Below are 13,295 nucleotides of genomic sequence, written 5' to 3'. Positions count from 1 at the left end.
GGACCGGGCTGGACCGATGGTCCCATTCCCTCCCGCGCACCAACCGGGGCGGAGCCGATTATTTGCCCATCGCTTGGCCAGCCGTTTCGCTTTTTAACAGCTCGACAAAGTTATGAGCGGCTTTGGACAAACGGTGGTTTTTCAGCCGGATGACGCCGACCGGAGAATACAGCTCCGCAGCCGGGGAGATTCGGCGAGCGCGGACCGGGTAGCCCGGATGCCGGGCAAGCATCGTCTCCGGAACGATCGAGCAGCAAAAACCGGACGAAACCAAATCCATCAGCAGCGTAATATCGGAACATTCGCCCATAAGGTTCGGGTTCAGACGGAACCGGGAGAACGCCTCCACGATTAAATAATAAACGCCTAATCCTTCGGTGCTCGGCAGGATCAGCGGAACGTCACCCAGATCGGCTAGCGACACCTCGTCACCCGGCCACTGTGCCGATTGGGAACACGTAATAAAGTAAAACGGCTCGGCAAACAGATGAAGCACGGAAAAAGGAGACAGCTCAAGCGGCAGACGAATGATCGCAAGCTCGATGCTCCGTTCCTTGACCAGGTTGCATAGATGAGCCGATTCGTTCTGCTGAATTTTATAAGTGACCTTAGGGTATTGCTTCTGGAATCGGTGGAGCATCCCGGCTAGCCCCGCAACCGAAAACGTATTGATGCCGATTTTCAACTTTCCGTTTACCCCTTTACCCACTTCCTTTACTTCCGTTTTCGCTTCTTCCATGAGCTGGGTCAGCTGCAGCGCATACTTATACAACGATTTCCCGGCTTCGGTCACTTCGAAATTTTTGCCGCTTCTCTCTACCAGCTGCAAGCCGAGCTCTTCTTCCATCGCTTTTAACTGCTGGCTTAACGGCGGCTGGGACATATGCAGTTTTTCGGCGGCGGCCGAGATTCTCCCTTCCTCCACGATCGCAATAAAATACCGCAGTTGCCGGATATCCATCTCTTGAACGCTCCTTTCTCGTAATAAGCGGCGAACGGATCAGGGGAGTCTCTTGGCGGCGGATGCGCGCCCGGAGGCAGCCCCGGGTCGCCCTACAGCTCGAACCAAATGAAAACGGCCAGTGAAGCTAGCAGCGCAGCAGCGTTGACCGCCGCGAAAAACCGTTTCCGCACTTTTCCGCTCATCGGTTCGGCAGACCAGAGAAGCTCCCACACCAATATCCCGTTTAATACGGCGAAAATGATCAAAGAGATCACCAATTTTACAACCATCCGGTATCCACCTTTCCTTGAGAAATGATGAGTTTAGGAGCATAAGCTTGAGGGTTGCGCCAATCGCTGGCAACGATCGCACGCAACCTGATCCTTGCAGCGTGGTCTAGCGGTTCCGTTTGCGGAGTCCGGCCGGCGGGTACGGGATCGAGAACGATACGGTAGTCCCGCGATCCGGAGCGCTTTGGATATCAAGTCCTTTGCCATAGTAGCGTTTTAAACGAAGATCGGTATTGGATAGGCCGATTCCCCGGTCGGGCTCGGACGGATGGCCGGATAACCGCTGCATAATCTCCTCCTCGATCCCGACACCGTCGTCCGCGATGACGATCTTCGCGTGAGTGCCGGTGTCGGTGAGACGGATCGTAATCGTTCCGCCGCGGGTCCGCTTCATCACTCCGTGTCTGACTGCGTTTTCTACCAGGGGCTGGATCGTAAGCAAGGGGATCATCAGCCGTCCGCATTCGCCTATCTCCCATTGAACCTGCAATCTGTCGTCAAACCGTTCCTTTTCAATATGCAAATAAGCGCGGACGATGTTCAGTTCTTCTCCGATCGGGACCAGCTCATCCCGGAATTTAATTTTGCTTCTGATGACATCGCCGAATGCTTCGAGCATGTCGCGCATCCGTTTCAAATCGATCGAACTGAGCGCCGAAATCGAATTTAATGTATTAAAGATGAAATGGGGCTGAATTTGCGCCTGCAGCCAGGCAGTCTCCATCTGAATCCGCTCGCGCATAGACTGCTTCACTTCCGTTAACATTTGTACTCTCGCTCTTAATTCGAGCGCATCGACCGGCTTCGTCACATAGTCGTTGGCCCCTGCTTGAAACCCGTATCGAATGTCTTCGGGCCGGCTTCTGGCGGTAAGGAGCAGAACGGGGAGGTCGGTGACGGAGAAACGGCCGCGAATGACACGGGTCAACTCATACCCGGACGTATGAGGCATCATGACGTCCGTTAAGACCAGGTCCCATTCTTTGGCATCCAATGCAGCCAGCGCCTGCTTGCCGCTTGTCACCGACGTTATGGCATAACGGTCCGACGATAAAATCGTCTCAACCACTCCCAGATTTACCGGGTCGTCGTCTACGACCAGCAGATGAGGCCGATCGCCCGCGCAAGCCGATCCCGTCAGCGTCTTCTCCATCCAAAGCGGCGGGGAAGAAGGGGCGGCGACCGCAGCTGCCGGTACAGCCGATTCTGTCGACTCCTTCGCCTTAACGTCCAACGATTCGGCCTGTCCCGCCAACTGCAGCGTAAACACGAATTCCGAACCTTGTCCGGGTGCGGAGCGGACTCGCAGCGTTCCGCCATGCAGCTCGACCAGCTGCTTGCTGATACTGAGGCCGAGGCCAAATCCGCCCTCGATCATCGTCTTGGCGGAGTCCGCCTGCTCGTAAGGCTCGAACACCCGCTGCCGCGTTTCCTCATCCATCCCGATGCCGGTATCGGCGATCGCGATGCGGGCTTTTCCGTGTTTGACCTCCCCCCGAATCGTTACTTCGCCTTCGTTCGTAAATTTCAACGCATTGTGCAGCAGATTAGACACGATTTGGATCACCCGGTTTTCGTCGGCGTACACGTTCGGGAAATGCTCGGGAATTTCGTTAACGATCCGTACGGGCTTGCCTTCCGTCATCGGGTGAAGCATGTCCGTGACGCCGGTGACGATCGGCTGCAGCGTGAAGCTCCGGAGCTGCAGCCGGGGACCCGATTCTTGAAGGCTCATGGCATCGAGCAGATCGTTAAGCATGATGGACATCCGGCGCCCCACGGTCAGGACGGTCTTCAGATCTTTGACGCTTTTCCCGTTCAGCGACTGCTGCTCTCGTTCCAATACCACATGCGACAAGTTCAGGATGCTATGTAGCGGATTGCGCAGCTCGTGGGACGTATTGGCCAAAAATTCGTCCTTCCGTTTATCCGCCCTCTGCAGTTTGGCCGCGAGCTGCTCGGTTTCCGCATGCACCTGAAAATAGTGTCTGAACCAGACCGAAGCGAAACAAGCGATCGAAGCGATCAGGTCAAACGGGTAATAAACGACTTTAATGCCGGTCGTCATCAAAATCCCCCACCAGAGGAGGTTGCTCATGAACGCGATGACGGACAGCAGCAGCAATACGTTATCTTTCGGTTCCTTGATGGAGGTGCGGAGCATGGACAAGATCGTGAGCAGCATCGAGACCCCGATGCCAAGCGAATATATGAACTGAATCGTCACCACATACCTGGCCGGCAGGAGGAGCGACAACAAGGCGGCTGCACAGCAAAAAGCGGAGAGCCAAGGGACCCATTTGCGCCAAAAGGCCGTCAACTGGTGCTTGATGCACTGAAGCAGCGCAAACGCGGCTGTAATCATGGCAAAATGGACCAGCTTAAAGCTGAATTCATAGTTGATCGGGAACCAATACGACAGCAGTTTCTCGTCGCTGCCCAGCAAATACATGAACATCGCGCTGACCAGCAGCAGGGAGAAGGCGATCAATCTCCGGTCCCGGCGTCCTACCAGATACAGGATGAGTGCATAGACGGCATGGATCAGAAAAACGACGGCCGCAATCTGCTGCATGCTGATCGAGAGCAGCGTCTCCCGGGCCATCCGCTCCTCCGTCCCGAACTTGATGGAACGGACGATCCCGCTCCCCCGGGGATCTTTGTAATTGGCCGCCTGGATGACAACCTCGATTACGCTGTCGCCGTTCGCCGTGAAGGAGGAGGAGTAAGGTACGTTATGCGCGACATACGTCTCTGCACTTTCCCCCGGCTGACCCGAGGCGGACAGCAGCCGGCCGTTCACATACAACGCCGATGAGCTTCGCACGCTGGGAATCCGAATGCTGTAGTTCCGGTCCTGTTCCGGGCTGACCAGGATGCGCAGCCGATAGGTCGCATAGCCGTACGGCGTGTTGCTTCCCCGCTGCAAGGAATCGTTCCAGCCGCCCGGAACCCGTATCCAATCCGGTTGGCCTGGCGCCGCTCCCCGCTCGCCGGCGATCAGCCACGTATGCGGGTAAAACTCCCACTCGCCGTCCAGGGTAAAGGTACGGCTGTCCCAGTCCTCCCAGTTTCGCAAATCAAGCTGGCCGTGAACGGCATGGGGCTGATCCGGGTTATGAAACGACGCGATCCATATTAGGCGCATGCCGGTCAGGATCATAAAAAAGACACCGGCGATCGCTATATATCTCCATTTGGTATTTCGGTTTGGAAAATTCGGCAAATCAGATATACTCCTTATTAATAGGTGTTAACGGCTAGATGGGGAAAGGCCGCAATAAAAAAAGGGCCTATAATAAAGTTCCATGCTCCGCAGTCGAATCCTTTCGAATCGTGTATCTCCCGACTTGAAAAAAAAGGAAAACAGAAAAAAAAGAGAATCCAATATGACAGAGGTTGTCATATTTATTGCGGTATAATGAGGAAGAGAACAAGAGACCGAGGGGGAGAGACGATGAAAGGTTTAAGCGGAAAAGTAGCCTTGGTGGCGGGGGCGACCCGCGGGGCCGGCCGGGGGATCGCTGTCGAACTGGGAGCGGCCGGAGCAACGGTCTACATAACAGGCCGTACGACGCGCTCCCGGCGTTCTGAATACAACCGTCCCGAAACGATTGAAGAAACGGCTGAGCTTGTAACCCAAGCCGGCGGACATGGCATTGCCGTTCAGACGGATCATCTCGATCCCGGCCAGGTCCGGGTGTTGACCGACCGCATCGAGAGTGAGCAGGGCCGACTGGACATCCTCGTAAACGATATATGGGGAGGCGAAAATCTGGTTCAGTGGAACGTGCCGCTATGGGAGCACTCCCTGGAGGGAGGGCTTCGCATGCTGCGGCTTGCGATCGACACGCACCTGATTACTAGCCATTATGCGCTGCCCTTGTTAATCCGCAGCAAGAACGGACTGGTGATTGAAGTAACCGACGGAACGGCCGAATACAATGACAGCAACTACCGGCTATCGATGTTTTACGACCTGGCCAAGACGTCCGTGATCCGGATCGCCCGTTCGCTGGCCCAAGAGCTGGCTCCCCACGGTTGTACGGCGGTAGCGGTCACTCCGGGGTGGATGCGTTCGGAGCTGATGCTGGACCATTTCGGCGTGAAGGAAGAAAACTGGACGGACGCCTTGGCCAAGGAGCCTCACTTCGTGATCTCCGAGACGCCGCGTTTCGTCGGACGCGCCGTTGCGGCTTTGGCGAAAGACCCCTCGGTGCACCGATGGAACGGTCGTTCCGTGTCCAGCGGCCAGCTTGCGCAGGAATACGATTTTTGCGATCTGGACGGTTCGAAGCCGGACTGCTGGCGGTATATCGTTGAAGTGCAGCAGGCAGGCAAGCCGGCAGATCCGTCCGGATACCGGTAACGCTCCTCCGTTACAACCGAATAAGATTTGGAGAAGAACCTCCGGCCCCGCAGCGTACAAGCGGATCTGGAGGTTTTTTACTGCACTTTTGTGATTTTTTTGGGAGATCGGCGTGGTATAGTAGAGGTTGTCTGTCGACTTCCAAGAAGAGGGGAACAACCGTTGAGTAGAGAGTTTTACCGGAAGCTCGCTGGAATCAGCTCGATCTTTGCGATTTCGATCGTTTTGTTTATCGGAGTGTATTCCCAATCCATACCGAATCCAAGCTCGCCGCCTCCCAAGCAGGGGGTATTGGATTTATCGGATTGGGATTTTCGCGGCTCAGGGCTTGTCCGTCTGGACGGAGAATGGGAGTTTTATGAAGATCAACTGCTGGAGCCTTTGGATTTTCGCCAAGGCACACGCCCGGAGCCCGCTTATTTATCGGTGCCCGGCACGTGGAAAGGAAAGCTGGCGGATAGCGGCATGACCCGCAAAGGGTACGGCACGTATCGGCTGAAAGTAATCGTTCCCGTAACGGACGAAGTTTTCGGACTGAAAATGAGAAGCGTCCGCATGTCCCACCGGCTGTTCATCAATGGCAAACCGGAAGGAGAGAGCGGTCTGCCAGCAGCCGGGATTGACGAATACCGTCCGGGCAATACGCCGTATACTACATTTTTCCACACCGGTTCCCGCGAAGTTGAAATTGTGATCCAGGTGTCGAACCACGTTTTTGTCACCGGAGGCATCGTGAATTCGATCCCGTTCGGGCTGCACCACGCAATGACCAAGATGAACGGAATCCAGCTCGGCACCGACATTGCGATGATCCTCATTCTGGGCATGTTCGGCTCCTACCACCTCAGTCTTTATTTTATCGGACGAAGAGAACGGTCGTACTTGCTCAGCGGTTTCTATATGCTGATCCTGGTCGTGCAGAAATCGCTGTTCGGCGAGAAGATTTTGCAACGGACGCTGCCGGATCTCCCGTTCGAAATCGCCTACAAGCTGCTGGATGTAAGCGAATTTCTCAGCGCGGCGGTCATTATTTTATTTTTCTGCACGGTGGACCCTCGTCTGATGTCGCCCCGGAGGAGGAAGGCAGTACTGGCTCCGCTTGCCGTATACGTAGCCGCGGTTGTCGTGCTGCCCTACCACGAACACATCCAAGCGAAATATTTGTTTTATGTATACCTCGGTATCGCGATTCTGTGCATCATCGGCCGAATGATTTATTTGTACGGCAAAAGCGGAGGGCTCTCGTCCGAGCGCAGGGAGCAGGCCCTATTTATCGGCGGGATCGTGTCGCTCCTCCTCTTTCTTGTCGATGGAAGCCTGTATGCGGAAAATCTCGTTCCTACGGATCTGGCGGGGAAATTCGGCGTCATCAGCTTCATCATCTTCATGAATATATTGCTTGCTGTACGTTTCTCGAACGCTTATGCCAAAACGGAAAGCTTGACGCATCAGCTGACGATATCCAATCAGTTGAAGGACGAATTTCTGACTAATACGTCCCATGAAATCAAAACTCCGCTTCACGGCATTATGAATATGACCTCCTATTTGCTGGACGACGAGGAGAACAATTTGACCGCGAAGCAAAAGCAAAACTTGTGGCTGATCAAAGATACGTCCATGAAGCTGTCGATGCTGATCCACGATTTGATTGACGTGACCCGCTTGAAGCACGGGGAGCTGCGCTTGCAGCAAACGGTGGTGGACGTGAAGGTTGCCGCGCAAATCGTATGCGACGTGCTGCAATTCGAACTTGCCGGCAAAGCCGTCCGGCTGGTCAATCAGGTCGACTCCGACGTATGGGTTTTGGCCGACGAGAACCGGCTGCGCCAAGTGTTATACAACCTGGTCCATAATGCGATCAAGCATACGGACCAAGGGACGATCGAGATCACCGCGACCGTGGAGAATGAGACAGTTTATCTACATGTCGAAGATACGGGTACCGGTATACCGCCGGAACGGCGTGATGCGATCTTCGAATATTTCGAACAACTGGATGGATTGCTTCCGCAGGACGGTTATACCGGTATGGGCGTCGGCCTGTACATCAGCCGCAAGCTGGTCGAACGAATGGGCGGGGACATTCGGGTGGCCTGGTCGGAGGTTGGCCGGGGGACGAGCATCGTTTTCACGCTGCCTGCCGTAAAACGGATACCGGTGTACCGCGAAGCGGCATCCGCTTATGAAGAGCTGCGGCGGGTCGCTTTCGACGATGCTCCGCTGGATATTGTAAACCAGCAGGGGGATACGATACTGATCGTTGACGACGAGGCTTCCAATATCCACAGCTTGCTTACCATTTTGAAGAGGCATCGTTACAATGTGGTTGTCGCGTTCTCGGCCAAAGAGGCGATGGACAAAATGAAACAGCATCCGGATGTCGATCTCGTCATTCTGGATGTAATGATGCCGGGAACGTCCGGCATTGAGCTGTGCCAGACGCTGCGCACACACTATTCAATTCTGGATCTGCCTATCCTGTTTGCGACCGCCAAGGATACTACGCAGGATATTGCGCTTGGCTTCAGGGCAGGAGCCAACGATTATGTAACCAAGCCGTTTGACGGGGAGACGCTGATCGCCCGAATTCAGACGCTGATCGCGATGAAAACTTCGATTCAGGAGGCGATTCGCAACGAGCACGCGTTTCATCAGGCACAAATCAAACCGCACTTTTTGTACAACGCGCTCAGCAGCGTAATCTCCTTTTGCTACACGGATGGAGAAAAAGCGGCCTATTTGCTAACTATGCTCAGCCAATATTTGCGGTACATTCTGGACATGGACCGTTCTACCTTGTTCGTCCCTCTATATCGGGAGCTGGAGCTGATCGAGGCGTACGTGGAGATTGAAAAAGCCCGATTCGGGGAGCGGTTCGACTTTGTCTGCACCTCCGACCCGAAACTGAACCGCATCGAAATTCCTTCCTTATGCATCCAGCCGTTCGTGGAAAATGCGATCCGGCACGGGCTGTTCGAAAAAGAAGGACCCGGGAAGGTAACGCTTGCGATTCGCGAAGTCGAGGGATATATTCAAGTAACGATCGAAGACGACGGGGTCGGAATTCCGGACGATTTGCTGTATCACTTGTCTGCAGGCGAGCGAAAAACCGGCGGCATCGGCATCTCCAATATCCGCAAACGTCTGGATACGATACCGGGTGCCGCTCTGACGATCCGCTCCGAGCCGGGACTCGGAACTAAAGTAATGATGTATCTGCCGGCCAGTTAAGGACGGGCTGACTTACTGAGAGAGGAGGAATAGCTCTGTTTCAAGTTTTTATTGTCGAAGACGAAAAGCCGATTTTGGACTTGATGAAGGTCATCATCGGCCGCAACCCCTATTTTACGATCACAGGAACGTTCGTTAGTCCGCTTGAGGCGCTGGACCATCTGCCGCGCCTCGAGCCGGACGTCGCGTTTCTGGACGTGGAGATGCCGAGGATGAACGGGCTCGAGCTTGCGCAAAACATCAGCAGGTTATCGGAACGGACCAAAATCGTATTTACAACCGCCTACAAGCACTACGCGCTGGAAGCGTTCGATGTATACGCGCTGGATTATATTTTGAAGCCTGTAACGCCGGCGGCAATCGAACGGGTCGCGGAGCGTCTCCTGAAGCTGCATCGTCCCGTCGTCCTGAACGGGCACAGGGATTGGACTTCTGCGATCAAATGCTTTGGGGGACTGGATGTCCGGAGTCCGGAGGGAGCTCCGGTTCGTTTTCCGACACGCATGACGGAGGAGCTGTTCGCCTATTTCCTGTGTCATCCGGGTAAGGAACAGAGCAAATGGCAGCTCGCCGATATGCTGTGGCCGGATATGAAAGAGGAGCGGGTATCCCATAATCTGCACAACACGATCTACCGGTTGAAGAAACTATTGAAAGAGAACGGAATCGGCATGGATATACAGAAGTCTAACGAAGGCTACCTGCTGGATACGGGACACGTGTTATACGATGTGTTAGCCTTTGAGAAGGAATACGACGCTTTGACGGGCGATCCGAAAGATGCGGAGCAAGCGGAACGGCTGTGCGCCCTGTACAAAGGGCCTTTGCTCGACGGGAAGCCGTACCTGTGGAAAATGCCTCTGGAGGAAGCCCATTTCAACAAATATACGGCGCTCGTTCGTTATCTGCTTGCCGAGGACCTCGCCAAGCAGAAATGGTTGAAGGCGGAGCAGCGGCTGGAAGCGTACGTATCGTTGTACCCGGTACACGAGGAGATGAACCGGACCTTGATGGGGCTTTATGCGATGAGAGGCGATAAGGAGAAGATTGTCAGACAGTTTTCGGTATTCGAGCATACGTACCGTAAAGTGCTGGGGCTGGAGCCTCCTCAGGAGCTGAGGGACCGGGTCGCGTCCTGGCTGGGGTGAAGGCTGTCGAATAGGGAAGAAGAAGCTAAGAAGCTTTTGCGGGAACGGGTGCCGCAGAAGCTTTTTTTTGTACGCCCGGCAGGGCAGGGGTTGAAATGCAATCTGCATGCGAACGTGCCGCATCGCAGAACGGGTGGCCGACAAACGGGCCGTGCAGGCTTGAAGCGCCGCTTTCCGAACCCAAGATTGCATGTAGATCTTCTTCACCTTGTTAAAGCGGTGAGGAGCCCGGAGTTTTAGTTAACCATGCTCCTAATGGCTTGGAATTAAGCTAGCCATGCTCTGACAACCCGGAATTAGGCTAGCCATGCTCTAACGGCATGGAATTAAGCTAACCCTGCTTTGATAGCCCGGAATTAAGCTAACCGTGCTCTAATGTCCTAGAGTTTCAGCTAACCGTGCTCTAACGGCCCGGAATATAAGCTAAACCCAACTCTAACGGACATGGTGGAGGTTATTTCGCTAAGAAACAGTTTTTTTAGATGTAACGGTCACCACAGCGCTTATTTACTCCGAACCACCTCCAAAAGATACGTTTCCTACCAAATAAGTGCATCTATGTCCGTTAGAAATCAAAATGATCGAAATTCACCGTAATAACGGCCGCTGTGTCCGTTAGAGTTTTTGTTCTCATACACCGTTCACGACTTCCGCTCCCAACAGAGCCGCTACGTCCGATATCGCTGTTTCCCGCTGACTACGATTAACAAATTTCGTTCGACTAAGCCATGCAAGATACGCCGTGTGTGACGATCGGAAAGTTGAAGGTGACCGGCCAGTTCGGCGGCTGAAAAACAATGGAGCAGACGGCGCGCGAATCGAAGCGCTTCTGCTTCAGCCCAATCCAAGTCGGACTATACAGGAGTGGAGATAAATTTTCCGATAAAAGCTAGTACAAGCTGTTTGCAAAATTCGGGTTCTTCGACTACTGAGAGGTAGGCGACAGTGAGCAGTGTCCAGTCGTCGAGTGCCAGCATGGAATGTTTCTTGCACAAATCCTTGAAGCGTGAAACACCGATGTCTCTGGCGTGAGAGCGATAATCTTGGATTTCAATGCAGCCTTTGGCGCCTCCCGGAATATACGCCAAATCGAGATAACGTACGGCATTATGAACATCCTTAACTTCCCATTCGGGGTACAGATGATCCAAATTCCCGACTGTTGGATACCAACAGGATCGTAGAAACTCCACGGTGCTGTGGGTCAATCCTTTTTCAAGGAATTCACGCCTTCTCGGATTTTTCTCGTTCGCCATTTTTTGTTGCAGCCATTCCTCATAAGCTTTAGTAAAAAAGCTCATTGCCCCGTCTCCTTTCATCCATACAAAAAGCCGCTCCAATACGGCATCCATAAACAGACGCTCGTATTAAAGCGGCATATGCTTCACGCCGATTCAATAGGGTTAGAGTATAACCGATTATCCCGAATCCGACAATTGTGTACACGTGATCCTCTGATAAAAAGAGCGTCCTCCAGGCGTTTCCCCCCCGGACGATCATTCTTAAATGCAGGAATACTGCCTAGCGCCTCACCCGCGTGCAAATCAAAAGTCAGGCCCTGGTTTCCATCTCCATCTCCATTTCCACCTTCGCAACCGGATGGCATACAGACAAACGCTTTTGACAAAAGCTATGTCCAAGTCCGTTAACGTTTTTCCTGCAAGCTCTGTGTTAGCGGTTACGATTTTGTAATCCAAATGTAACAAACGATTCACGTTACATTAAGGTTCGAACGTTACTATGAAATAGACCCCTTTTATAATATAAACCTTGAACCCGCGGCCCGTTGCCGGCGGGTTCCTTTTTTAGCGTTTTTATTTTACTAAGGCGTTACAGCGGTAAAATGACACGCCATTTGCCTTACCCTGAAAATCCTTCGCTTTCGCCAGAGGCATTCATCGTGGAAATGGCTTTGTCTAGAAGCTTTTCTTATCCTAGCGGACTCGTAAAGCCGCACACGCCTTTTCGCGACCGTTATAGCCAAACTGTCCTTTGGAGCCGCGGCAAGCCGGATGGTATAATGAACACAAAAACGAACAGGAATGTGATGAGGTTATGATTAAAGCAGTGGATTCAGCCTCCTAAAATAGCAATCCACTATTCTAGGAGGGACGATACGATGAATTTCACTCGGATTGATTTGGATACATGGAGCCGGAAACCTTACTTTGAACATTATTTAGACCGTGTCCGATGCACGTACAGCATGACGGCAAACCTTGACGTTACGAGGCTGCTGGCCGAAGTCAGGCTAAAGAGGATCAAGCTGTACCCGGCCCTGCTGCACATGATCACCGCCGTGGTGAACCGCCACCTCGAGTTTCGCACCTGTTTCGATGCCGAAGGCCGGTTAGGCTATTGGGACCGGATGTCTCCCGGCTATACGATTTTCCATGACGACGATAAAACTTTTTCGTCCATATGGACTTCGTACTGCGACGATTTTCATGCATTTTACAACCGCTATCTGGACGACAGCAATAAGTATGGAAACGTCAAAGGATTGGCCGCAAAACCAAACGAGCCGCCGAATACGTTCCCGATCTCCAGTATTCCCTGGGTCAGCTTCACGGGCTTTAACTTGAACATCTATAACGAGGGAACCTATTTGCTGCCTATTTTTACGATGGGGAAATATTTCCCGCAAGACGGGAAAATAATGATCCCCTTATCGGCACAGCTTCACCATGCCGTATGCGATGGCTATCATGCCGGCGTGTTGTTTCGAGATCTGCAGGAGCGGGCGGAGGCATGTACGGACTGGTTATGAAACGATTTACTGGAAACGGCGGAGCTGAACGTGCTTCAATTCGATATCCACAGGCTCCGTGCGATGAATTACCGTAATCGCGTGTTCGAGCACTATTACATGATGACCTATGTGAAAAGCGGCTCGGCCAAGCTGCGGGTCCGGGATCGAATCTATGAGATCACCCCGGGGCAACGCTTTCGTTAAAGGAGCTGGCCGCAGATTTACATATGAATCCGACTTATGTCAGCAACCGGTTCAAAGAAATGTTCGGCACATCGCCGATTCTGCTCCAGCGTGAAATCAAGATCGCCAAGGCGAAGAAGCTTCTGGAAATGCGCGAGATGAATATTACCGAAATCAGCCGGATTCTCGGCTTTAACGATATTCAGACGTTTACCCGGTTGTTTAAGAAATATACCGGCATATCCCCGAGGCAATACAAAAGGCTGTTCAACCTGTAAAAGTGTTAAACTTCAACAAAGGCATGCTCTACGTTGTTTGCACCTCCCGGTTATACAATACTCCCAAGAGGAATTTATTCCGACTTGAGGAGGTTCCA

9 protein-coding genes and 1 pseudogene are annotated in these 13,295 nt (G+C 53.0%); 6 read left to right on the top strand and 4 right to left on the bottom strand.

All coding sequences use genetic code 11. From position 1 onward, the window contains the following. Positions 1 to 58 precede the first annotated feature (58 nt). The 3 genes from IDH45_RS09715 to IDH45_RS09705 form a co-directional block, all read right to left on the bottom strand. Positions 59 to 961 (bottom strand): LysR family transcriptional regulator, encoded by a 903-nt coding sequence (locus IDH45_RS09715; protein WP_190926985.1) that lies wholly within the window; start codon positions 959 to 961, stop codon positions 59 to 61. A 92-nt stretch (positions 962 to 1,053) separates the two neighbouring features. Further along, positions 1,054 to 1,233 carry a hypothetical protein gene (locus IDH45_RS09710; RefSeq protein ID WP_190926983.1) on the bottom strand — a complete coding sequence of 60 codons (180 nt, stop codon included), beginning with the start codon at positions 1,231 to 1,233 and terminating at the stop codon, positions 1,054 to 1,056. Between the two features lie 106 nt (positions 1,234 to 1,339). Then, a complete protein-coding gene (locus tag IDH45_RS09705) occupies positions 1,340 to 4,459 on the bottom strand; it encodes a hybrid sensor histidine kinase/response regulator (protein ID WP_317891181.1) in 3,120 nt (1,039 codons plus the stop codon). 231 nt (positions 4,460 to 4,690) lie between these two features. Between IDH45_RS09705 and IDH45_RS09700 the strand changes: the two genes are divergently transcribed. The 3 genes from IDH45_RS09700 to IDH45_RS09690 all read left to right on the top strand — a co-directional run bounded on the left by IDH45_RS09700 (position 4,691) and on the right by IDH45_RS09690 (position 9,984). Next, positions 4,691 to 5,602: an SDR family oxidoreductase gene (locus IDH45_RS09700; RefSeq protein WP_190926981.1), complete on the top strand. Its 912-nt coding sequence runs from the start codon at positions 4,691 to 4,693 to the stop codon at positions 5,600 to 5,602. A gap of 162 nt (positions 5,603 to 5,764) precedes the next feature. Beyond that, entirely contained in the window at positions 5,765 to 8,836 is a 3,072-nt protein-coding gene (locus IDH45_RS09695) for a hybrid sensor histidine kinase/response regulator (protein ID WP_190926979.1), read from the top strand. A gap of 29 nt (positions 8,837 to 8,865) precedes the next feature. After that, entirely contained in the window at positions 8,866 to 9,984 is a 1,119-nt protein-coding gene (locus tag IDH45_RS09690) for a response regulator (protein ID WP_317891184.1), read from the top strand. 668 nt (positions 9,985 to 10,652) lie between these two features. Here the strand turns inward: IDH45_RS09690 and IDH45_RS09685 are convergent. Then, positions 10,653 to 11,285, bottom strand: a pseudogene (locus IDH45_RS09685) (transcriptional regulator). Between the two features lie 818 nt (positions 11,286 to 12,103). Here IDH45_RS09685 and catA point away from each other — a divergent pair. From catA to IDH45_RS09670, 3 genes are read left to right on the top strand one after another with little or no spacing between them, the layout of a single operon-like run. Next, positions 12,104 to 12,754 (top strand): type A chloramphenicol O-acetyltransferase, encoded by a 651-nt coding sequence (catA, locus tag IDH45_RS09680; RefSeq protein ID WP_190926977.1) that lies wholly within the window; start codon positions 12,104 to 12,106, stop codon positions 12,752 to 12,754. A gap of 30 nt (positions 12,755 to 12,784) precedes the next feature. Beyond that, positions 12,785 to 12,940, top strand: coding sequence for a cupin domain-containing protein (locus IDH45_RS09675; RefSeq protein WP_190926975.1), 156 nt, complete (start codon positions 12,785 to 12,787; stop codon positions 12,938 to 12,940). Between the two features lie 5 nt (positions 12,941 to 12,945). Beyond that, positions 12,946 to 13,197 carry a helix-turn-helix transcriptional regulator gene (locus IDH45_RS09670; RefSeq protein WP_223836530.1) on the top strand — a complete coding sequence of 84 codons (252 nt, stop codon included), beginning with the start codon at positions 12,946 to 12,948 and terminating at the stop codon, positions 13,195 to 13,197. The last annotated feature ends 98 nt before the right edge of the window (positions 13,198 to 13,295 follow it).

It is taken from the genome of Paenibacillus oceani, from assembly GCF_014705615.1.
Taxonomy (GTDB): domain Bacteria; phylum Bacillota; class Bacilli; order Paenibacillales; family NBRC-103111; genus Paenibacillus_AB; species Paenibacillus_AB oceani.
The sequence above is the reverse complement of the archived record's forward strand: the minus strand, read 5'-3'. Positions and strand labels throughout refer to the sequence as shown.

Coding starts and splice junctions, on each gene's coding strand:
- IDH45_RS09715 (WP_190926985.1), bottom strand. CDS start 961: ATGGATATCCGGCAACTGCGGTATTTTATTGCGATCGTGGAGGAAGGG.
- IDH45_RS09710 (WP_190926983.1), bottom strand. CDS start 1,233: ATGGTTGTAAAATTGGTGATCTCTTTGATCATTTTCGCCGTATTAAAC.
- IDH45_RS09700 (WP_190926981.1), top strand. CDS start 4,691: ATGAAAGGTTTAAGCGGAAAAGTAGCCTTGGTGGCGGGGGCGACCCGC.
- catA (WP_190926977.1), top strand. CDS start 12,104: ATGAATTTCACTCGGATTGATTTGGATACATGGAGCCGGAAACCTTAC.